At 42.8% G+C, this 25,879-nt stretch carries 5 protein-coding genes; 4 read left to right on the top strand and 1 reads right to left on the bottom strand.

What is annotated here, in order from left to right:
* Window positions 1-15: 15 nt before the first annotated feature.
* The 4 genes from H6G68_RS07950 (at window position 16) to bioU (ending at window position 24,982) form a co-directional block, all read left to right on the top strand.
* The gene (locus H6G68_RS07950) at window positions 16-20,571 is read left to right on the top strand and encodes a putative Ig domain-containing protein (protein ID WP_190906141.1); all 20,556 of its coding nucleotides are present in this window, start codon (window positions 16-18) and stop codon (window positions 20,569-20,571) included.
* Between the two features lie 427 nt (window positions 20,572-20,998).
* On the top strand, window positions 20,999-23,338 hold the full coding sequence (locus tag H6G68_RS07945; RefSeq protein WP_190906140.1) for a peptidylprolyl isomerase: 2,340 nt from the start codon (window positions 20,999-21,001) through the stop codon (window positions 23,336-23,338).
* A gap of 184 nt (window positions 23,339-23,522) precedes the next feature.
* Window positions 23,523-23,645 carry a hypothetical protein gene (locus tag H6G68_RS27580; RefSeq protein WP_277925426.1) on the top strand — a complete coding sequence of 41 codons (123 nt, stop codon included), beginning with the start codon at window positions 23,523-23,525 and terminating at the stop codon, window positions 23,643-23,645.
* Window positions 23,646-23,986: 341 nt separating this feature from the next.
* Window positions 23,987-24,982: a (S)-8-amino-7-oxononanoate synthase BioU gene (bioU, locus tag H6G68_RS07940; protein WP_190906139.1), complete on the top strand. Its 996-nt coding sequence runs from the start codon at window positions 23,987-23,989 to the stop codon at window positions 24,980-24,982.
* Window positions 24,983-25,161: 179 nt separating this feature from the next.
* Here bioU and H6G68_RS07935 read toward each other — a convergent pair whose 3' ends face one another.
* Window positions 25,162-25,725, bottom strand: coding sequence for a hypothetical protein (locus tag H6G68_RS07935; RefSeq protein WP_190906138.1), 564 nt, complete (start codon window positions 25,723-25,725; stop codon window positions 25,162-25,164).
* Between the last annotated feature and the right edge of the window lie 154 nt (window positions 25,726-25,879).

The raw sequence follows: 25,879 nt of genomic DNA, 5'->3' as shown, positions 1-25,879 counted from the left end.
GGAATTAAATTTACCATGACTATTATAGAAACGGGTCTTACTCCCATATTTAGTGATAACGGACTTAGTACTGGGGTTTTTGTTGTTTCGGAACCGATTGGTCAATTGACGGCACTTGACTTCAAGCTGAGTGGTTACGATGCTGGTTATATTAACGAATTTGGCGTTTTTAAAGTAGATGACGATTTAGGGAGTATTCAAGGGGTTAAGCCTGGAGATGCAAATTATGCTCAATTAGCTCTCAATACTGCTAACCGCCAGTCACTAATATTAGGTTCCCAACCTGTAGGAACAGTGTATGAAAACTATTTTGTTCAAGGCGGAGAGCGGTTGGTCTTTTACATAGCACCAAAGACCACTGCCAATACAGTACAAACCAATAATCCCCAAAACGCATGGGAAATACCTGCACTCATCTTTTCTACCACACCAGCCAATCCTGACAAATTCAACCACATAGTAATTGACACACCAAGCGATGGGGTAACTCAATTAGCTTGGGAAGACATGATGGTGGGAGGAGACCTGGACTTCGACGATATGGTAATCCAGGTACAGGTGGATAGGGGTATCGCTGAAGAGAAGGTGCAACCTAAATTTGCAATAGTAGCTGAAGGAACTTTGAGAGTTAATGGAGGTGGCGATTTTGATGGTTTACCTCTTGATCCTGAGGATGATGCCCTGATCCATGCTGCTCAGGGTTTTATTCTCAATAAGACTCCTGTTCTCCCCATCCAACGAGATAGCAACGGCAACCAGATTCTAGGAGAATCAGGCAAAGCTTTATTGGTGGATAAAGCACTCACTGTTGCGGAGGGGTATCAGTTCAGTAACGCAGCAACAAACAATCCCTATGAAAACCTGTTACCTCCCCAGGTTGTGGAAACTCCATTGGTGAATATTCCTGCCCATACCAGCTTGAAACAGCAAGAATTGAACCGTAGAGTTTCAGAAAATACCCCAACTCTGGTCTTTAATGTGGGAAATAACCCAATTAATAACGTTCAAGATTGGAACGAAAAATTTCCTGCTCCTGGTAACGACAGTCAGCCTCAAGTAGTTCAAGTTACTAACGGAGGTCTAAATATTCCCAATGGAATTGATTTGAGCAATTACGTCATTATTGTGGAACAGGGGGATATTAATTTTAACGGCAATGGACATGACTTCACGAATGTCATGTTGATTGCTAATAACGGCAACATCAATCTGGGCAATGTGCAATCGAGTAATCTGGCTGTATTTGCCTCTGGTTCTATTAACATGAAGAATCAGGCTCGCTTTGGTGAATTTACCTTATTAGCAGCTGGCGGCAATAACAGTACCATCAACTTTAATGGTGCCACAAAAAATACGGAAAACGATAGTAATTTGTGGATAGTTTCTCAGGGTAATATCCAGTTCAATGCCTCATCTAAGACTCGTGGGGCTTTGCAAAGCGCAAAAAATATTACTTTGAATGGGAGATCAGCCTTATACGGAACTGTTGAGGCTAAGGGTGATATAACCTTCAACGGGCCTGTACCTGTAATCTATGCAGAGATCGCCTCTACCGACACAGACCCACCAATTATTATCAGTAATTTAGTTAGAGATACAGCCCCTGGCGGAACGACCAACAACGATCGCATCACTTCTGACCCAACAATTACTGGTCAAGTCACCGACAAGAGTGCGATCGCTGAATTTATAGCCGGATTCAACGACACCCCCATCACTAGCTACGTGGATGTACGATCAGATTTAGCTGCTGATGGCAATTTCACATTTAGTCGCGATCGCCTGGAGCAAATTTACGGTGGAACGCTTCAAGATGGAATTTATACACTGTACTTGCAAGCCAAAGATGAATACGGTAATGTTTCCACCCAGGAACTTATCTTTACCCTAGATACAAACCTGACTGTATCACTGAATCTAGACCCAGCTTCAGATACAGCACCCATAGGAGATGGTCAAACAACATTATCCATCGTGGCGATCGCTGGACAAACTGAGCCAGGGGCAATATTAACCTTTTCTACAGGTGCAACAACTACAGCTGATGCTGCTGGTCAGTTTGTCTTTGAAAATGTGGAACTAACACTAGGGGATAATTTTTTCCAAGTACAAGGGATTGATGTTGCAGGTAATCAAACAACTACTGAGTTAACCATCAAACGCCTGCCACTTCCTATTCCTAATAATGCCCCCACAGACATTGCCCTTAGTAACACAGTAACCTTAGAGAATGTTCCTAGTGACACCCAAATCGGTGTTTTTAGCACCACAGACCCCGATACTCAAGATACTCACACCTACAGCCTAGTGAGTGGTGAAGGAGACACAGATAATAATGTCTTCAGTATCGTAGACAATCAACTACTCATTCAAACCTCACCTGACTTTGAAGCCAAATCTGCTTACAGTGTTCGAGTTAGAACCACAGACCAAGGTGGTTTAACCACTGAACAGGTGTTTGCTATTGACATAACCAATGTTAATGAAGCACCCACAGCGCTGACACTCAGCAGCAACACAATTGCAGAAAACGTAGCCGTTGACTCGCTCATTGGTACACTCAGCACCACTGGACCGAATACTAGCAACACCTTCAGCTACAGCTTAGTTGCGGGAAGTGGAGATGATGACAACGCCGTATTTACCATCGTCAACGATGAACTCCGCATCGCCGTATCGCCTGACTTTGAAGCCAAATCTGCTTACAGTGTTCGAGTTAGAACCACAGACCAAGGTGGTTTAACCACTGAACAAGTGTTTGTCATTGATATCACTGATGTTAATGAAACACCCACATTTACTAGTACAGCAATTATAAATGCAGCTACTGGTACAGAATATATATATACAATTACCACTGCTGACCCAGATGCAGGGGACACTCGCATCATCAGTGCGCCAACCCTTCCTACTTGGCTGACATTGACAGATAACGAGGATGGAACTGCAACTCTAAGTGGTAATCCCAGCACCAGTGTTGTGGGAAACAATCAAGTAGCACTGCAAGTCACAGATGTCGGTGGACTGGAAGCGAATCAATCTTTCACTATCACAGTTATAAAAGATAATTTAGCTCCAACTGATTTATCTCTTAGTGCTACAAAAGTAGATGAAAATGTACCTATTGGCACAAAAGTAGGTACATTCAACACAATTGATCCCGACACTGGCGATACGTTCACCTACAGCCTATTAACAGGGACAGAAATTACTGACAACGATGCATTCTCTATTGTGGGGGATGAATTGTATCTTCAGGTGAGTCCTGATTATGAAACTCAGAACTCCTACACAATTCGCATCAAGACTACTGACCAAGGAGGACAGAGTTTAGAGAAAGACTTCACGATTAATGTAACTGATGTTAATGAAGCTCCTATATTTACGAGTATCCCCGATCCTAGCAACCCACAGCAAAGTGCAGATATAGGCACACTCTACACGTACAAAGTCAACACTATTGACCCAGAAAATCACAGTCGGACTTTGAAAGCGGAACTTTTTAACACCGCTAATCCCGATGTATCCTTATCTCTACCCAGTTGGCTAACCTTTACAGATAATGGCGATGGTACTGGAGTCTTAAGTGGTACTCCTGATGTGGGAGACTCAGGTCTTTATACTGTAGTTCTAACTGCAACAGATAATCCCAATCCGCCTTTAGCACCTGGTTCTTTGAGTTCCACGCAGACAGTATTTATCAGTACCAACATAATTCTGCGGGAAGAAACTAATTTTAGCCCTAACCTAGCTACCACCTTTAGGATTCCTGAAACTCCCTCTACCCTCAGCTTTAAAGTTCAACCTGTTGCTGCTGGTACCAACATTTTTGATAGCACAGACTTAGATGGAATCAATGATGCCTTTGAGGTGGAGTTGTTAGATACCAACGGTCAATCCTTGGTACATACTTTTGCAGTCAATAAAACCTCATTCTTTAACCTGACAGAAGGAGAACCAGTAGGTTTAGGTGTTGGCACTACCTACGATGCAGCTACGGGGTTAGTCACTTTGAATTTGGCGGGAATTAATCCCACACAGGCTAATCTGCGTTTCCATTTAGTCAATAATGACACTGACATCAATAGTGCAGTACTCATTAGTGATATTAATATCACTCCTGCACCAATTGGCACTGAAGCTCCAATCCAAACTGCCTTTACTAACTCTAATATTTCCTCGTTCGGTGAATCAATTAATTTTAACGAGGTGGCAAACGTTACTCCAAGTATTGCTCCTCAATACAGTAGAACCACATTTGATGCTGAAAGGGAACTCCTATATGCAGATGTGGCACTCAAGAATATAGGCAGTTACGCAATTAATGGTTCTCTGCTTTTGGCAGTGAAGAACATTAGTGACCCGACTGTACAACTCCGCAATCCAGACGGTTTAACTCCTGATGGTCTGCCTTACTATGATTTCAGCCAATTAGTAGCAAACGGCAAGCTCAATCCTTCGGATTTAACAGCAGTTCGGAGTTTAGTTTTTTACAACCCCAATCAGGTACAGTTTACTTACAACGTAGAGGTGTTGTCAGTCCTGAATCGCAATCCTGTAATTGACAGTGTACCGATTAACGAAGCGATCGCCGGGCTGTCTTATCAGTATGATGTTAATGCCACAGATGCAGATAACGATCCCCTCACTTACAAACTGGTAACTGCACCCGATGGAATGACCATCAATTCCGAAACTGGTTTGATTGCTTGGAAACCAAATACAACTAACATTGGTAACCAGCAAATCCAAATAGAAGTAACTGATGGCCGGGGTGGTATTGCCAAGCAGATGTACACACTCTCCGTAATCACTACTCCCCCCAACCGTCCACCCATATTCACCTCTTTCCCAGAGGTAGATGCTTACATTAACCAGCTGTACAGCTACGATGCCAACGCAATTGATCCAGATCAAGATCCCATCAACTTTAGCTTGATTATTGGCCCCAATGGCATGACAGTCAATCCCGACTCAGGTTTGGTAGAGTGGACTCCGCCTACGGCAATGGTACTAGGGGATACAGTTTTGGGTCGTATTGGTCTGCAAGGAGAGCAAGATGAGTTTACCTTCAGTGGCAGTTTTGGAGAACGGATTTACTTTGACCCCTTGCAGTACTCCGGTGAATACTGGCGATGGAACTTTTCTGTATATAGCCCCAGTGGCGAAAGGGTTGTAAACACAGAACTCAGAGATAATACGCTGATTACCCTCAAGGAAAATGGCAACTATCGTGTTGTTGTAGATACCACTAATGATTTTGTGGGGAGTTATGGTTTCAGTACTATTAACCTGGATCTATTGCCAGTTGTTCCCTTTGATACGGTTATTGAGGGTCAACTGAATATAGGTAGTAAAGACAACACTTATCGCTTCCGAGGCGCTCAAGGGCAAAAGTTGTTCTTGGACAAGATTAGCGCTACTGAAAACCTGGATTGGGTGCTATACAACGAGGATAATGCGGTTGTTACCTCTAGTAGTTACATCAATGATCTAGAACTGTACCTACCCAAAGATGGAGAATATACCCTGGCACTGCGGGGTAAAGCAGCATTCACTGGCAAGGTTGATTATTCTTTTGAAATCATCACCCCTGATGAAATTACGCAACCCATGAGCCTGGGTAGCAATAATACACCCAATGCTGTCTTTGGGGAAATTAGTGAAAAGGGTGAAGAAGACTTTTACACCTTTACAGGTACTGCTGGACAACGAATTTACTTTGACCGCCTCTTCCAAAATCCCACCGCGAGTTGGTCACTAGACGCTAGAATCTACAATCCCACTGGACAAGAAATACTTCAGCGTGACTTCCAATATGCAGATGACCTAAACCCGATCATTCTCAATGAGGATGGCACCTATCGAGTCAGGATTAATGCCTCTGGAGAGAACACGGGGACTTACAGCTTTAGCATTTTAGATTTGGACTTGGCGACTGCCATTGACCTAGATACCACATATACAGGTACACTTGACCCTGGTCAGGCAACCCATCTTTATAGCTTCACAGGTGCAGCAGACCAGCGCTTGTACCTGGATAGACTGACTAACAGTGGTAGCGGTAACTGGACTCTTTATGATTCTGGTAACAATGTGATTGGCTACCAGAACCTAATTTATGACATGGAGTTAGTGCTGTCTAGGGCAGATACTTACACTCTAGCGATTCGTGGTAACAACAATAACAACCCACTCAATTACAGCTTCAAGCTGATTACCCCGGATACAAATACAACCGATTTAACACTTAACTCTGCGGTAGTAACGACGATTACTGAGAAAGGTGAGCGTGATGTTTATACCTTTACTGGTAGCGCAGGGCAAAGACTGTTCCTAGATACCTTAGCCGAAACACCTAATACCCTTGCAACATTGACTAGCCCATCCGGGACTAATGTCATTAATAACAGGCAAATGTTCAAGGATGGGGATCATAACCCGACAATTCTCACGGAAACTGGAATTTACCAACTAACAATAGATGGTTCGGGAGAGTCTACTGATAACTATGGTTTCCGTTTAGTAGATATGAGTGCCGCAGCAAATCTAGCAGTAGAAACCCTGACTTCAGGCTCACTCAATCCGGGCAATTCCATCGAATTTTATCAGTTCACAGGAAATAAAGGCGATCGCGTTTACTTTGATAGTCAGTCTACTGTTGCCAGTACTAATTGGAAACTCTACAGCCCAGATAACCAGAGGCTGACTGAAGTTGCACTCAGTAACGATTTTGAGTATGTGATTCCAGGCGATGGAACATACTACTTAATGCTGCGTGGTGAAAATTCCGCTCCCAGCAACTACACCATTCAACGAGTAGTTACCACTTCACCAGTTACTGACTACACACTGGATACCCTCACCACTGGCAGTATTAGCAAGTTGGGTGAACAGGATACCTATAGCTTCAATGGTACAGTAGGGCAGGTATTGTATTTTGACCCTCAATTGGGTAACAGCAATATCACCGCTAAAATCTACTCACCCAGAGGAGCATTGATTTTTAACGGTAATACTGGCACAGACAGCCCTAACTTAACTCTGCTAGAAACAGGCAGTTATCAAATTGTTTTTGATGGCAATAATGATACAACCGGCAATTACAGCTTCCGCATTGCCACATCTGTTGCCCAACCTGCCCTCACTTTAAATTCTCCCCTAGCCGGGAGCTTGGCTGCTGGAGAAACTAAACTTTACACAATCAATGGCAGTAAGGGACAACAACTAGTATTTGATAGTTTAGCTGCCGTCTCAGGCGCAGACTGGGTACTATATGCCCCCAGCAACACATTAACCACTAGTACAACAGAGTGGGGGTCGGCTAGTTTAGGTACTGACTTTACCCGTGTCCTTCCCAGCGATGGCAGCTATATTTTGGCTCTCCGCAATAACTCTACCAACGCGGTGAACTTCAATGTTCAGGTGAACAGCACTGCTCCGGCGGCTATTACTAATAGTGGATTAGGTGTTATATATGACAGTACCTTGTCCGTTGGCGGCGAAGTGGATGAATATACTTTCACTGCTAAAGCAGGTACTTTGGTCTTTTTGGATGGTCAGGGTGACGATTGGCAGAAGCGCGTCAGACTTTATGACCCCTCTAATACACTAGTATTTAATAATCTTGAGAATCAATCAGATCATGGCCCTTATTTACTCCCACAGTCAGGAACTTACAGAATTCAGTCCCATAGTCCCTACGACAACACTACTGGAGCATACAAGTTCCAATTGCTTGACTTAGAAGCAGCAGCTGCCCTCAGCCTGAACACAATCACGAATGTGCCACTAGCAGCCAAAGAAACCAAAGCCTATAAATTTACAGGTGCAGTCGGTCAGAAGATTTGGTTTGATGCCCTAAATACTGCCTACCCCAATATCACGGCTCGCCTTTATAATCCCAACGGTCGTCTGCTCTACAGCCAAGGTAGCCTGCAAAATGATGTTGGCATGGAAACTCTGAACCAGAATGGCACATACTACTTGGTTCTATCTTCTAATAAAACAGATGCCACAACTGCAAGTTTCCGAATACTAGATGATACAGGTGCTACACCCCTGGCTTTAGATACTGCGATTTCCGGTAACTTTGGCACGAACAGGAACGAAGCAATTCTCTACAAGTTTACTGGTAGTAAAGGCGATCGCCTCTACTTGGATCGCACAGATGGCTCCTACTCTAACTCCTGGAGACTGCATACTCCTGATGGAGCGCAACTGCAAAACAAGGAGCTAAGCTATGATATGGAGTTAGTCCTGCCCAGCAGTGGTGAATATATCCTCAGTCTCTTCTCCTATGGAGACAGTAACGGCAACTACGCCTTCCAGGTTGTAACACCAACACCGACAACGACTGTTTACACCATAGGTAGTACTGTATCTGCCGCAATTACCGAAGCTGGGGAACAAGACATCTATACCTTTACTGGAACAGCTGGACAGCGCCTGTGGTTGGACAGCTTATTTGCGTCCGCAGGGCAAATTACAGAGTTGTACAGTCCAACAGGAGTTAAAGTTTGGACTAATATTCTGAGTAGCGATCAAGAGTTTACAACTTTGAAGGAAACCGGAGAATACCGCTTTGTTGTTGATGGCAGTGGCGAATATACAGGCGGTTACAGTTTCCGCTTCCTCGATCAAGCAGCAGCAACTCCCACCACTTTAGATACCGTCATCAGTGGAAACTTTGGCACGAGTCAACGTGAAGCTCTCATCTATACTTTTACGGGTACGCAAGGACAAGCTCTCTACTTTGATAGGACTAACGGTGATTACTACAACATTTACTACCTGTACAGTCCAGATGGCACAAAACGTTTTGAACGAAGGCTAAGCGATGACCAAGAAGGAGCTTCCACAGTCCTGCCAACAGATGGACAGTACACTCTAGTCTTTAACGGAACTGGTCAGGCAAATAACACATTTAACCTCCAGATGGTTACGCCGACCTTTGTAAGTACACCTCTCACCCTCGGTAGCACTGTGAGCAGTTCTATTACCGAAGTAGGTGAACAAGATACCTATACCTTCACAGGGACACAGGGACAGCAACTTTGGTTTGACAGCTTGCTTTATTCCAACTCGGGAATCAACGCTACCCTATACACACCCAGTGGCAAAACCACTACTTGGAATAATTTCTTGATCAGAGATGATCAAGAAATTACCGTTTTAGATGAAGCCGGAACTTATCGCTTCGTGGTAGATGCTGTTTATGATTTCACTGGAGACTACAGCTTCCGAATTTTAGACATAGCAGATGCCACACCTGTTGCCTTAGACACAAACATCATTGGTGATTTTGGCACTACTAAACGAGAAGCTCAAACCTACAGTTTTACAGGCACTAAGGGGCAGAAGCTCTACTTTGACAGTGATAACAGCGATTACAGGAATTTCTATTATCTTTACAATACCAACGGTAAGAAGCTGTTCTCCCAACGCCTGTCTGATGACTACGAAGGAGCAGGCACAACTTTACCAGATGATGGCACATATACACTAGTCGTAGCTGGGTATGAACAACCCGATAATGACTTTAATCTGCGGATAGTTACACCAACCTTCACCACCACCCCCTACACAATTGGTGATACAGTTAGCGGTTCCATTAGCGAAGCAGGTAACGAAGATACTTATACCTTTATTGGTAGTAAAGGACAACAACTTTGGTTTGACAGCTTACTCTATTCTGACTACCGCATTCGAGTCAAGCTTTACGACACTAACGGCGATGAAGTATTTAATCAATACGTCAGAGATGATCGCGAGCCTGTTATCCTTGCAGAACAAGGTACTTATAGACTTGTAATTGATGCGGATAATGACTGGACAGGAGCTTACAGCTTCCGCCTGTTAGATATAGGAACTGCACCTATCGTCGAATTAGATACTTTAGTCTCTGGGAACTTTGGGACTAGTAAACAAGAAGCTTTAATTTACCGCTTCAACGGCATCCAGGGGCAAGATCTCTACTTTGATCGCACTGATGGCGACTTAAAAAACTCTTATTACCTCTACAATCCTGATGGTAAGCGTCTTTTCAGTCAAGGTTTAGACCTCGACCAAGAACTGAAACTGCGGGAAAACGGACAATATACCCTCGTTTTCTCTGGTACTAACAGAACCAATAACAACTTTGCCATGACAGTAGTCACTCCTCAAATGACTACTACAGAGTTAACCTTGGGGAGTACGGTTACCACTAGCATCAGTGAAGCTGGAGAACAGGATACTTACACCTTTACTGGTGTGGTGGGACAAAAACTATTCTTTGATGCTCTCAAAGGTAACAGCAATCTGAAAGCCCGCCTGTATACACCTGGTGATGTTTTAGTAGTTGACAGAACCACAGCTAGCGACTGGCCTCTAGTTACATTATCTCAGTCGGGTGATTATCGTCTTGTCATAGACGGCAACGACAATACCACAGGCGACTATAGCTTTACCCTCAGCGACTTAGCACAAGTCCAGCCTTTAAGTTTTGATACCCCAATTACAGGGACGCTCAACCCTGGTAATCAGGTGGATCTTTACAGTTTTAATGGCACTCCCGGTCAGATGATCAATTTTAACCTGAGTGCTGCTAGCTGGACAGGTGCTAACTGGGTTCTCTACGACCCTACAGGCACAATCGTGAAAGCTCCAGTTGCTAGTAGCCCCGACTTTACTGTTGGCTTGTCTGTGGCGGGTGCTTACACTCTGGCAATTTTGGGTAACAGTGCGACTCAAGTCCCCTACAGCTTCCAAGTTACAGATGTTTCCATTGCACGCGTTGGCAACAGTGGTTTAGGAGTTGTCCGCGAAGGCACTTTGGCAGCAGGAAACGTAGACAAATATACTTTTACTGCCAATGCCGGAACCTTAGTGCTGTTGGATAGTTTGAATAATAGTAACTCGCAGATTAGCTTTAGATTGGTGAATCCAGACGGGACTTATGTTTTCAGTAATCATGACAGTCGTATTAATCGCAGTCCTGTACTTTTAGATCAGACTGGCACTTACAGTCTGCAAATTTTTGGTTCCAGCACTACCGCTAGTGGTGCCTATAAATTGAATTTGCGGGAACTAACCAGGCGTTTGACAGGACCTGGTGTAAACTACCTGGAAATTGGCAGCCCAGTTTCTGGCAGTTTAAATGAACTGGAATCCAAAGTTTATACTTTCCAGGCAATTAAAGGTATGGGAGTCATGTTCAATGGCATGACAGGTGATAACGTAGCTGCTACCCTGTACAACTCCAGTGGAACGCAGATATTTAGTGCTGGTGATTTCCGTTGGTCAGATAACGGTCTGCACACGCTGACTGAGGATGGCTACTACTACTTAGTAATTAGTAACGAACAAACTGCCAATCGCAACTATTCGTTCCAGTTGCTAGATACTTTGTCCTCTCCAGAGTTAACCTACAACATTGCTACCAACGGTTCACTAGCAAATGGACAGCAGAGCTTCATGTACCGCTTCACAGCTAATGCTGGAGAGCGGCTCTTTGCTGATAACCTATCCACCAATGCTCCTTATAACAGCAACTACCGTTGGAAAATTTATAGTCCCAGCAGCACTCTCATTAAAGATGACGTACAAGCGATAGATCTGGAAGTAATTGCCCCAGAAACAGGTGACTATCTACTTTATGTCCAAGGTGGACCTGATACATCTGCGATTAACTACAGTTTCCGAGTCTTTGCCAACAAACCATTTACAGGCGATGTAATTACACCAGGAACAGGTTTCACTTCCAGTACAGATGATGGTTCTTTAGGTTTATTCCCTGTCAAGCTGGCAGTTAAAGATAATCAAGGTGGGGCGGCTATTCAAGAATATAATATCCGCCTGTGGCCTGACCCAGAGAATACTAATCCAGTAATTATTTCCGACCCCAGAACTAAGTATGCCTTGAATGAAAAAGGTTATAGTTATCAGGTTAAAGCCTTAGACCCAGATCAGGATGCTTTGGTGTATCGCTTGGTTGATAGCCCCTATGGAGCCTTGATCAATCAAGATACGGGCGAGTTATTGTGGTTCCCTGAATCCTCTGTGGTGAATAGTAGTAAGGTTGATTTCACAGTGGAAGTATCTGATCGCAAGGGAGGAATTGACCGCCAAACCTTTACCGTAGAAGTATTTAGCGACCTTGGTCAAATCCAAGGCTTAGTATTTGACGATCTGAATGGCAATGGATTCCGCGACTCGAAGTTGATTAAAGGCGATGATCCTGCAATTGTGATTGCGATCGACGTATCGGGCAGTACCGCCGCACCTTTCTATGGCAAGGGTGAGTATGAAGACGTTAAAACTGTACTTGATGCTCAAAGAACTGCTGCTTTACTTTTAATTGATTCAATTATTGCTCAAGGGGCAGGTAATAAAGTCAAGATAGGCATTATTCCCCATGAGTTCAATGCCACTATTCAGGATATGGACGCATCGGTAGCGGGAGTACAGCAATTTACAACGGCTCTCGCTGATAATAATAACAATGGTATTCGTGATGTTGTCGAAATCCTCAATAGCTATGTCTCTAATGGTAATAACCGCTTTATCGAAGCTTTAAAACAGATGGAAGTATTGGTACAAGCCTATACAGGTACTCCAAATCTTCTGTTTATGTCCGATGGTTATTCGAGAGATGCGATCGTGGAGTTGCAAACTGAAGGTACGAAACTCCGCAATATTATTCAGGGGCAAGGTGGGAACGTTACTTCTTTTGCGATCGGCGAAGCCTCTCTGTTAGATACGATGAAAGCGATCGATCCGACGGCTATTCTCTTAACGGATATTGAAGAACTAGCACTCATATTCTCTGGCGTTGATGAACGTTATGCGACCGAGCCACTCAAGGATGGTGTAGTGGTCTATATTGACAGCAATAACAATGGTAGTTTCGATGTGGGAGAACCCTCCGACATTACCGATGTGAATGCTGAACCTAATCCTTACGGTCAGGTAACGCGCTATCAATACGAATTCAGCGATCTTTTGCCTGGTGATTATGTAGTACGTCCAATAATTACAAGCGGTTATGAAGTTACTACCCCCGCTACAGGTTTTGCCACAAATACCGTAACCCTTGCAGGTGAGACCTTTACCAACACCTTTGGTATTCATAAGGTCAGCGAACCTGTCAATATTGCTCCCGAATTTAAAACTCAGCCACAGGATTTGTATAAAATCAAGTCGGGTGAATTGTTGAAATATAGCCCAGTGGCGATCGATCTTAATTCCGATCCCATTAGTTTTGATTTACTCCTTGCTCCTGACGGTATGACAGTCGATTCAACGACAGGTACGGTAGTTTGGATTCCCACGGTACAGCAAGTAGAAAATTATTACAGCGAACTGAGGACAAAATTAGCTTCTTTAGATGCAAGTCGCCAACAAACTGATGTAATTACTTTCCAAGTTTTGTTACGCGCTCAAGATGGCAAGGGTGGACGAGCTATCCAAGCGATTAACGTCGAACTAGTCCCAGACAATACACCACCAGTAATCACTTCTACTGCCCCAGAAAATGCTCAACCACAGGTAAGCAAAAAATTCCAATATCAAGTTAAGGCTCAGGATGTTGACCAAGACCAGATATCCTTCTCTTTAGTCAGTGGTGCGCCAGAGGGTGTAGCGATAGATGCAGTTACAGGCTTAGTCACATGGATACCAGTGGCCGCCCAAATTGGCAAGCAACAGTTCACGGTTAAAGTTGCCGATGGACAGGGTGGCGAAACACTGCAAACAGTGGCGGTAAATGTCATTAATCCCGTTCCTAACCAGTTGCCAGTGATTGTTTCCCAACCGCGCGATCGCGTGAAATTGGGTAGCAATTATTTCTATCAGATTGAAGCCACGGATGCTGATGGCGATGCCCTGACCTATACCCTTGATGTAAACCCCGCAGGCATGAAGATCCAGCAAAATACCATTGTCTGGACACCCGCAGCCAACCAGTCTGGCAACCAAAATGTTGTGGTGAGGGTAACTGACAGTCAAGGTGGTTTCACTACGCAAAGCTTCGGTATTACAGTTGCTCATCAAGCCGCCAACAACTCTCCCAGCATTACATCGGCTCCTAATACATTTGTAGCTAATCTTGATCGCCAGTATGAATACGCTCTCACGGGCAATGACCCCGATGGTGATCCTTTCTTTTGGACTTTGGACAATGCTCCCGAAGGCATGGTTATTGATAATCAAACAGGCGTATTGCGATGGAATCCTAAGCAAACTCAATTGGGCGAGCATACCGTCAGCATTCGCATTACCGATTTCTATGGAGCCTATAACGGTCAAGAATTTACAGTGAAGGTGACAGGGGTGAATACCCCACCTCTGATTATTTCCACCCCTAATACTAGTGGGGCTGTCGGTCAGCTTTACACCTATACGGCGGTGGCCAAGGATGCTGAAAATGATGCGATTACTTACAGCTTTGCCAGTCTTCCATCAGGTATGGAGATCGATCCCCAGACTGGTGTAATTAGTTGGACTCCTAATGTCACTGGTAATTATGAAGTACAGGTGCAAGCGAAGGATAGTCAAGGTGCGACTTCTATCCAAAACTATGAAATAGTCGTGGGGACAGTTGCTGTTAACAAAGCACCAACGATTACCTCTACACCTGTATTTATTGCCGATACTGCCAGTACCTACCAATATCAAGTCTCCGCAACCGATCCTGATGCTGGCGATACTTTGACCTATAAGTTAATTAGCGCTCCTAGTGGCATGAGTATTGATAGCTCCTCGGGGCTACTTTCTTGGAATAGCCCCGTTGTCGGTACTTATAAGGTGGTTGTTGGCGTGAATGATGGTAGCTTAGGAGCAGCTCAAGGCTTTACGCTGACTGCCCGTGCCAATCAATTACCAACAATTGCTTCTACCAATCCCCCCACATCTGCGATTCCCAATGTGCAGTATGTCTATGATGCGATCGCCAGCGATCCTGATGGCGGCAAGCTCATCTATGCGGTCGATGATGCTTCTATTGCTAAGGGTATAACTATTGATGAATTAGGTAGACTGCGCTGGACTCCGACTAACGCTCAGGCAGGGATTAATGAAGTCAAAGTTACGATCAAGGACGAAGCGGGTGCGACTATTACTCAAACCTTTAGCATTAATGTCCAACCTGACACTTCCGCACCAAAGGTCAAACTAGGCTTTGCTGGCTTCAACCCTGCCGAACTTGGGTCAAGAGTTCTTTTCCAAGTCCAAGCAACAGATAATGTCAAAATCGATAATTTAGAATTAACCGTTGGTGGTAAAGCCGTCATTCTCGATCAGTTCGGACAAGCAGGATTTGTACTCGATACGGCTGGTGTAATTACGGCTATTGCCAAAGCAACCGATGGGGCTGGCAACGTCACAACCGAAACCTTCAAGATTGATGTCTTCGATCCTTCCATCCCTCAAAATGCACCAGAGGTGAGACTCGATCTCGACCTGATTAGCAATGGTGTAATTTCTAACGTAACTGAGATTAAAGGGTTAGTTAACGATCCCGATGACAACCTGTCCGGCTATCGTGTAGAAGTTGCCCCGCTGAATACCGAGAACTGGTCAACTATGTTTGAGGTGCTAGGTACAGAAGTTGCTAGTGGCAAAACCTTGGGTAAGTTTGACCCCACTGCAATTGATGATGGCATCTATAGTGTCAAACTCACTGCATGGGATACTACTGGCATTTCCAATAGCATCGAGAATCAAATTGAAGTCATTAGTGGCGAGTTGAAGTTTGGAGAATTCCAACTTAGCTTTACGGATATGGAGATCAATGCAGGGAATATTCCTGTACAGTTAATTCGCACCTATGACACCCTCAAGTTAAATACACCAAGTTCAGAACTCGCACCTGGTTGGCGTGTGGAATTCCGTGATGTGGATTTGCGGACTAGCCTTGGCGCTCCCGATCCATTCTATGAAGAGTTAGGTATCCCTGATCGCAGTCGTGGATTTAAAGTTGGCGATAAGATTTATCTAACCATTGGTGGTAAGCGCGAAGTCTTTGAACTCGGTCTCAAACCTGCCGTTAGAGAAGGACTTACCCTAAATCTTAACGGTGTCACTCTTTATGATCCAGTCTTCACCGCCGTTGGTAATACTAAGAGCAAATTAACGCTCACCAACTATCAGAACTCTAATTTGACTCTGATTGATACCCGCCCCGACGGGATTATCAGCAACCTAGCAGCAGTTCCCTTTGACCTTTCTAATTCCTATTTCAATACTAAATATCTCCTCACTACCGAAGCAGGAATTCAGTACGAAGTTGATCCTGTCAATGGCAAGATTGATCGCATCGGTCAGGATTTATACAATATTGGTTTTAATGGTCGTGTTAGTGCTAATACCAATCCTACTGAATTCTTGGAGATGACTGATGCCTATATTAAGAGTAGCTATGGCGCGAAGATTGATTTCGAGCGCGACAGCAAAGGGCGTATTGTGGCAGCAGTAGATCAAGATGGTAATAAGGTTCTTTATAATTACGATAAGAATGGCGATCTGGTTTCCTTTACAGACAAAGAAGGTAATCTCACTAAGTTTGAATACAATGCTACCCGCAAGCACTATCTCGATCAGGTCATCGATCCACTCAATCGTTCTGTCATGCGTAACGAGTACGACGCACAAGGTAGACTAACTAAAGTCTTTGATGCCGCAGGTAATCCAATTAACTTCACATTCGATCCTGAAAATCAAATTGAAGTAGTAACTAACCCATTGGGATACTCTACTACCTATGAGTATGACGATCGCGGCAATACAGTTCAAGAAGTTGATGCCCTTGGAAATGCTACTCTCTATACATATAATCAAAATAACCAGCTAACTTCTTCAGTAGATGCATTAGGTAATAAATACAAATATTCCTATGATGCTCAAGGTAATTATGCAAGCCAAGAACTACCTTCGGGATTAGTTATCAAGTATACCTATGATGGAAGTGGAAGACAGATTAGTGGAATTAGCTCCACTGGTGAGATCACCACATATGCTTATGATGGTACTGATAAAAACGCTCCACCAGTCAAATTTGTTAATTCAAGGGGTATTGTTTATGAGGCTAAGGCAACTGGTTATAATGTCGCCACCTTCATAGATGGTGTGTCTATGGGATCTTATAAACTTGATGGTCCCAGTGATAGTGCTAAACTTTTACAGGAAGTAAGTGCGGATGGTACAGAAACAAATTATAGCTACGATACTAAAGGCCGATTGCTTGAAGAGAAAGCAATTATTCGCGATACCTCCGGTAGCTCGGAATTTGTGACCAAATATGAATATGACGACATCAACAAAACAATAAAAACAACTGATGCAATTGGGAATATTCAAATACAATTCTTTAATGACCAGAATTTGTTAATTAGCGAAACAAGTAATGGAGTGACGGTACAGTACGGCTACGATAGCCTTGATCGCATTAATCGGATTACTTATGACGATGAGACTTACGAACTAGTTACATACGATGCATTAGGGCAACTTTCAACCTATACAGATCGTCAAGGCAATGTATTCACTAAAACCTACGATGCATTAGGTCAGGTAACTAAACTATCCTTACCTGATGGTAGATTTAATGCTTATGAATATGATGCGATCGGGCGCATTACCAAAGAGACACATATTGATGGTAGTTATACACTCAATACTTATGAAAAAGCCTTCAATAGCCCCTCTATTAATAAGGTTTATGACTCCACAGATAATTTACTGAGTTATATCAAGTACGAATATAACGAGAATGAACAGGTATCAGCAGTAGAGGATATTGATGGTAATCGCTATGAATATCTGTATGATGCTAATGGAATCATGTCCAAGATTATTCAGCCTAATGGTGAAGTAATTGAACTAGATTCTAATGCTTTGAGGGGTAAACCTAGTGCAACATTGGCGGTTAAGGATGATCAAGGAGTTTCATGGACTTATGAAACCTTCTTGCGTCAGATTAATTCTGTAAAAGATGCAGAAGGAAATATTAGTGAATACACCTACAATCGTTTTGGAGAAATTAGTACCTTTAAGGATGCTAATGGCGGTGTAACAACCTATATTTATGATGACAATGGACAGGAGATTACTCGTATATTAGCTGATGGTAGCCGACAAGATTTATCAATATCTGGCAATACAGTTTCCGTAAAAGATTATAAGGCGCAAGAGTTTACTCGAACCCTTAACGATCAAGGACAAATTTTACAGTTAGTGCAACCTGACAACACTGTTTGGAACTATGTATATTCTGATTCTGGGCTTTTGGCTTCTATCACAGATAATGTGGGAGATATTTTACTTGCTTATAGCTATGATGCAGATGGTCGTATATTGCAAAGACAGCAAGCTGATGGAAAATCAATTAGTTATGAGTACAATGACTTTGGCTTTATTGCGAAAACTACCACAGATAGTCAAATAACTTCTTATACCTATAATGATTATGGTCAACTGATCGCAATTAACGACACTCTGGCAGGGTTGACACAATACGCTTATGATTACGACCTAGGACAGATTAAGATTACCAATCCTAGCGGCGATAAAGAAGTTCAACGTTTTGACGAACAAGGTCGCGTAGCTTATCAAGAGTTTCGTGACAATAATAACAATTTAATTACTACCTATACCTATGAGCGAAATGCTAACAATCAACTGAATAAGTTTGTCAAAGATGCAGGATTGAGTTCTGAATTAGCAACTATCTATCAATATGACAGCCGAGGACAATTGCAGCGTGAAGTCTATACAGGTTCTATTGTCCAAACAATTGAATACGAATATGACGGTAATGGTAATCGCGTTAAACGTATTGATTCTCTAGAAGGGACGACTAACTACACTTATAACGTCATTAATCAGCTTGTTACAGAGACTACCAATAATGTAACTACCACTTATACCTATGATGCAAATGGAAACCTTGTAAGTAAATCTAATAGTTCTGGTTCCACCGATTATATTTGGAGTCCTCTGAATCTGCTCACTAGCGTGACGATGAAAGATGACCAAGGCAATGTCACTCATTCGGAAAGTTATGAATACGATCCTCAAGGTAATCGAATTAGTCAGACAATAGATGGTCAGAAATTTACTCTTTTAGTTGATCCTGTCAGTACTAGCTATTCAACAGTAAGAGCAGTATTTGATGCTAATGGAGATATGACGAAATCCTATATTTATGACGGTCGTGAGAATAGTCCTTTGGCACAAGTCGTTAATGGAGAGGTTTCTTACTTTGGTCGCGATCGCCGTGGCACGACTATGTTTATTAGGGATAATAGTGGCAATACTACTAGCACCTATGACTATGATGCCTATGGCAGGATTATCAAGAACACTGGTGATGATGAAGTAAATCATCTTTACAACGGTGAGTGGTTTGACACCAACACCGGATTGCAAAATCTAAGAGCAAGATATTTAGATTCCAATACGGGTAGATTTATTAGCAGAGATCCGGCTTACGAAGGTGAAATCAAGAATCCTTTAACCCGTAACCAATATGTTTACGTTATCAACAATCCCACTAATAATACCGATCCTACGGGTTTATTTTCACTTTCAGAACTCAATGCCTCTCAATCCATTCAAAATATCCTTAATGGCATTAAAAACGTTGATAATCTCAACAAACTTTCAAAGGTTTACCAATATTTGGAGAAAGCACTCTCCGTAATGGCTTGGGGAGAAGTGTTAATAGATATAGCAGCAGATTATCTAAGAGGAAATTTTCCTATAGGCGTAAGTGAACAATTTGCTCTAAATGCAGTAAGCAGTGGCTTCGGTGTTGGAGGCAGTCCTGGGGCATTGCTATATGGTTACAGTAAGGGATTAGGTCCTGAAAAAGTAGAGTGGGATATAAGAGTAATCCCTCAAGTTGACAGTGCGGCTGGTGGTGTAGCTGCTAATGCTTTTTATGCCACTTTAATTGCTGGATTTTCTGTGGAGCGAAAGAAAGACAGCAAAGAGAATAAAACGTTCATACCAGGTTTAGCTAAATTCTTTGGCTCTCTCCCTAAAAAAGGTGCAGGTTCATTTAGTGGCGACAAGTATTCTTTAAAGTATGAAGGAAAGTTCCCTGTAAGTGGTATTTCTTATGGCAATAGTCTATCGAATTACCAACAACAGAGTTTAGATCTTGGTATTGCCAAAGAATATGTATTATGGGAAGCGAAGCCGGCTAAGTGGGTTTTGGGTGCACAAGGTGGGGGCAAGATTACTTGGAGTCCATTATTTGACTCTCTAGGAGGAGCAATTAGCCTTGGACTGTTTACTCAATTTAGTATTGACAATGGTCCAAATAAAGATGGTCCGAGTATCAAGGGTACTCCGCTTACGGCTGATGTCACTAAATTTAAACTTACGCTGTTGGGTGCAAAGGCAGAATTTAAACCAGCTAAAGTAAACACTTATACGGGAGACATTTTAGTAAATGGAAAAGGAAAAGCTAGTATGCCTAAACTTGAAGCTGTATTAATGCCATTTAATAAAGCTATTAATGATCCTAATGCTCCCAAAGAAACATTTTTTACAGTCGATTTGGGTAAATTGTTCGGATTTGATTAATTTACAGCATATTTTATTCAAATGAGGTACATACTTGAAAATAAAACTCTTGTAGTGCGGGCATCTTGCCCGCTAGATATGTACCTCATATCTTCGGTGTTGTATCAATGACCTTTCCTCTAATAGAGATGCTCAAAGTAGCTGTCAATCTTGATGCACTTCCTGATTTAATTAAGTAGATTAGGACTAATTATTCACATCTACCCAGTGTAATTTTATTACTGCTGGTAATACATTAACGGTATCAACTATCAGAAGTGTTAAATGTTAGTAAAACCCCTAAAAAACAACCCAAAACATAGTAAAATTTGGGCTAAATAAAATAATATTTTGATTTAACGATGATTATAAATTCATTTCCCAAGATTGTAAAAAATATCCTTAGCCCTTTACCCAAAAATGATTATCCGGTTTTGAATAGCCTACCATGATTAATTCAACTAACCTCAATCAGCCCGCAGCACAGGATGATTTAGAACGTGAACGATTCCAAGCTTATTTAAACCTGATACAAAAACTTTTGACTTGTTCACCAGGTGAGGAAGGCCAAATTTTGGAATCTCACCAAGACTTGATTGATCGATCATTTTTGCAAATGTTAGAAACGTTTGTCCAGGAAGCTGAAAAAGAAGGTGCTGCTGATGCAGCGCAGTTTTTACGTCAGTTATTAACAGCACTACAACAATCCATCTCTGAAGCTTTTTCATCCCGATTACCTGCTTACAATAAACTGGTACAAACTTTATTAACTTGTCCCCAGGGAGAAGAAAACCAGGTGTTAGAAGCTCATCGGGATCTAGTGGATGCCGGGTTAGTGGATGTGATGGCTCACACGGCAGGTTCCCTGGCAGTACAGGGAGAGATGGATGCTGCCAACTTTTTACTCAATGGCGCTCGTCAATTAGCGGTATTATTGGGTCTGCTTAAACCGACAGATACATCAACTGTAAATTCTGATTTAAATTCTGAGAAAAAACCCGAACTTGCTTCTTCTCCAGCATTACTGATTGAAACGACTCTTAATAATGGCAAACAATCTCGACAAATCAACTTTTTTGCCGATCGCATCAAAAATCTAGCAGGGGTTTTGGGTTTAGGGAAACATTCCTCAGAATCATCTTCTCTTCCCTCTACTACAGAAGAATTCCCAGAGTCACTTACAGACAATTCTCCAACACCTGTAGGTACTGAAGATAAACAGGTGGAAAGTTCTACTCCTCCAGAACTTCCTTATCTCCTGCTGCGGTTATTGCAAATTACTAAGGATAGTGGTGGTAATCCTCAAGCTGTTTACCCCATTTTGCAAAGTAATCTCAGCCAAGTTGAATCTTCTTGGAGCAACAGTTTACGTAATTGGGCTACTTTTAGTATACTGGCAGTAGATACAGATACAGCAAAATGTATTGCTAAAGATTTATCTCATCTGGGTACTTTGTTTCTGCGTTGTCCGTTTGGCTCACCGGAGTTAAATTTGGAGATAGCGATCGCAGGTTATGAAACAGCGATCACAGTTCTCAATCACTCTACTGAACCGAGAGTTTGGGCAGCAATCCAAAATAACTTAGCGATCGCCTACTCTGATCGCATCCTAGGAGATAAATCAGACAATCTTGAAAAAGCGATCGCTGGCTATGAATCTGCTTTAAAAGTTTATACCCGTGACCAGTTCCCCGAAGATTGGGCAATGACCCAGAATAACCTGGCATTAGTTTATCGAGACCGATTAATCGGAAATCAAGCGGAAAATATAGAACAGGCGATCGCCGCACATCAATCGGCTTTGCAAGTATACACTCATGAATTTGCACCGAGAGCTTGGGCAACAACCCAGATTAATTTAGCTCAAAGCTATGAGCAACGAATTCAGGGAAATAAGCAGGAAAATGTAGAACAGGCGATCGCTTACTATCAATTGGCGTTGAAAGTCTATACCCGTCAAGCTTTTCCAGAACAATGGACAACAACTCAACAACGTTTAACCGCAGCTTGTCAATACCGAGATCAACTATTGTCATCGGAAACTTTGTTAAGAAGCAACACAGTACTGAAAATTGGCGAACAAGCATTCTCTGCTTCAGAAATCATCCCTCTGTTAGCTAGGTACGGGTTCTTGCCACATTTAGCCTGTGAAGTTTTGGTTGAGCAAGCGATCGCTACCATCTCTTGTACCCCTGAAGAAGAAGCAGAATGTCTGAGCCAGTTTCATCAAGCACACGCCTTCCAAACAATAGAACAAAAGCAAGCTTGGTTGGGACAACGTTATCTGACTGAAGAACAGTTGAAGCAGTGGGCTACACGTCCTCTCAGACTAGAAAAATATCAACAAGCAAGGTGGGGTAACCAATTACATTCCTACTTTATAAAACGCCAGAGTCAGTTAGACCAAGTTGTTTACTCAATTCTCCATCACAAGGAACCCAGTCTAGTACAGGAACTTTATTTCCGTATTCTTGAAGGTGAACAATCTTTTGCAGAGTTAGCAAAACAATACGCTCAAGGGACAGAAGCCGAAGTTGGTGGTTTGATTGGCCCTGTAGAACTCGGTTCACTACCTCCATTCTTGGCACAGTCCTTGATTAACATTCCTGTAGGACAAATGCTAAACCCTATTCAAAATGGGGAATACTTAGCGCTCGTCCGGTTAGAAAGACATATTCCTGCTCAATTTGATGCGGCTACCCAAAAAAGACTCTTAAACGAATTGCTAAATACTTGGTTAGAAGAAGAACTCCCAAGACGGTTAATTTGCGGTAGTCCTCAAGAGTAATACCAAATTGGGTTAGATATTAGATATGGCGAAGACACTGCTGGCGAATTCGTAAAACACCTATTATTGCAGAACTTAGCTGAAACACAAAACCCAAGTATTCGCTACACATCATCAAGCTCTCAAAGCTGTCGATGAAGCATACAGTCTTTCATCAGTAACCCAAACCGACGGTACTGTAGTTGTGCGAGTACCACGACCCAGCCGTCAACAACAGGCACTACAATTAGTAGAACAAGGACATATTAATCGACTGACAATGTTAAAGCGGCAGATGTATGGTCGAGCCAAGATAGATTTACTTTAACGACTATTTTTGTTGGCTATTTGAGGAGAAAATTTTGACAATTTACGCTTGATTACAGCATAGATGCCGTTTTCCCTGAAAGGGTTCATAGAAACAACCCAAGGGTTGTGAAAAAGCCTGTATCAAAATTTCGCTCTAAAAAAGTTAAACACAGAGGCACTGGAACAATAACCAATCCTCCTGTGTTTGTTGTTTCAAGCACTGCATAGCCTTAACTGAACCGTATTGAACTATACCCCAAATTAATCTACTTCTTTGCGCCTTTGCTTCTTTGTGCATTGGCGCGAAACCTGGATAAAAATAAAGCATAATTAACCATTATCCAACACAGAAAAATCACTATGAACAACCAACCTATCCGCGTCGGAGTCTTAGGTTTTGGTGGACTCGGACAAGCAGCCGCAAAACTCCTTTCCAGCAAACGGGAAATGATCTTAGTTGCAGCCGCAGACCAAAAAGGCTATGCTTACTCCACCGAAGGCTTAAACACCCAAGCTTGTATTACCACCTACCAAAATCAAGGTACAGTCGGTTATTTAGAACCAGTTGGGACATTAACTAATAACAGTATTCAAGACCTTATTCAAGCCACTGGTGACGCTGTAGATGGTTATTTCCTGGCTTTACCCAACCTCCCCAACGACTTTATCCCCAACGTCGCTAAAGAATTTATCAAAGCTGGTTGGAAAGGTGTGTTAGTAGATGCTATCAAACGCACCAGTGCAGTTGAACAACTCCTGTCCATGAAAGACGAACTGCAAGCTGCGGGAATTACTTACATGACAGGCTGTGGTGCTACCCCTGGACTATTAACCGCCGCCGCCGCATTAGCCGCCCAAAGTTACGCCGAAATTCACAATGTAGTAATTACCTTTGGTGTCGGAATTGCTAACTGGGAAGCCTACCGCGCCACGGTTCGGGAAGATATTGGACATATGCCCGGTTATAGTGTAGAAACAGCTAGGGCGATGACTGACGCAGAGGTGGAAGCATTACTAGATAAAACCAATGGCGTGCTGACTTTGGAAAACATGGAACACGCCGATGATGTGATGTTAGAAATAGCCGGAATTTGTTCACGGGATAGAGTCACAGTTGGTGGTGTAGTTGATACCCGCAACCCCAAAAAGCCCCTCAGTACGAATGTGAAAATTACCGGACGCACCTTTGAAGGGAAAATATCCACCCACACCTTTACATTAGGCGATGAAACCAGCATGGCGGCTAATGTCTGTGGTCCCGCCTTTGGTTATCTCAAAGCCGGTCAGGAATTACATCAACGGGGTATTTCTGGCTTATTTACCGCTGCGGAAATCATGCCTAAGTTTGTAAAATAGGTGATAGGTGATGGGTGATGGGTGTTGGCGGTAGCCTGCCGTTAGGCATATGGTAATGGATAATTGAAGGCAGGGGGCAGGGGGTAGGGAGAAAGAGGGTTTTAAACTACTTAATTGCTGATCAAACAAACTCTCCGCGTCCCCGTCTCCGCGTCTCCCCATCTCCCCTGTCACCTCATCTAAGTTGGAGGAAGTTCGGAAGAAGAAAAAGACGCTGTCACCTCTTCTTCAACCACAGAAGGGGGTGTTTGGATAATAAAAGGCAGTTCAGCACCCACAAGACCCCGTTGGATGCGTTCTGATGTTTCTTTGAACACCACAAACAGAGGATAAATAGTATTTGCGCCCTCACTCAGAATATGACTGTGACGGGGGTGCATTAACCATTCATATTCCTTATCTAATAACACTTGACTTTTGCGCCATCTTCCTAATAAATCAGAAAAGTCTTCATGGGGACGATGAATGAAAACCAAAATTTCTACACCAGTTTTGATTTTCCATTCCGGGTCACACATGATAATAGCGATATCACAGGGTAAACTTGTGGTTTGTGAAGTCTTAGTTTCAATATCCCGAATTCGGACTATTGGTAAAGGGATAGTAATGACACTTTCAGAAGGACGACGGAGACTGGGAATCATCTCCAAATAGGGACGATGTTGTTTGAGGAGAGCGATCGCAGCTAAATGATTGCTATACTCAGCTAAACTCGCTTCATAAACAGATTTTTGTACAGGCATAATTTTTCAGTTATTAGTTATCAGTTACAGCAGAATTCAGGAGTCAGGAGTCAGGAGTCAGGAGTCAGGAGTAAAACTGGCTTTGTGTATAGGTTTCAATTTAGATTTTGTACCTCCTAACTACGCAACCTGCTGTATGAGTTATCAGTTATCA

The organism is Anabaena catenula FACHB-362 (assembly GCF_014698735.1).
Classification (GTDB): domain Bacteria; phylum Cyanobacteriota; class Cyanobacteriia; order Cyanobacteriales; family Nostocaceae; genus Anabaena; species Anabaena variabilis_A.
Note: the sequence above shows the minus strand (reverse complement) of the source record. Positions and strands in the feature narration are given on the sequence as shown.

Bases quoted from the DNA above. Each gene is read 5' to 3' on its own strand.
- H6G68_RS07950 (WP_190906141.1), top strand. From the start codon at position 16: ATGACTATTATAGAAACGGGTCTTACTCCCATATTTAGTGATAACGGA.
- bioU (WP_190906139.1), top strand. From the start codon at position 23,987: ATGAACAACCAACCTATCCGCGTCGGAGTCTTAGGTTTTGGTGGACTC.
- H6G68_RS07945 (WP_190906140.1), top strand. From the start codon at position 20,999: ATGATTAATTCAACTAACCTCAATCAGCCCGCAGCACAGGATGATTTA.
- H6G68_RS07935 (WP_190906138.1), bottom strand. From the start codon at position 25,725: ATGCCTGTACAAAAATCTGTTTATGAAGCGAGTTTAGCTGAGTATAGC.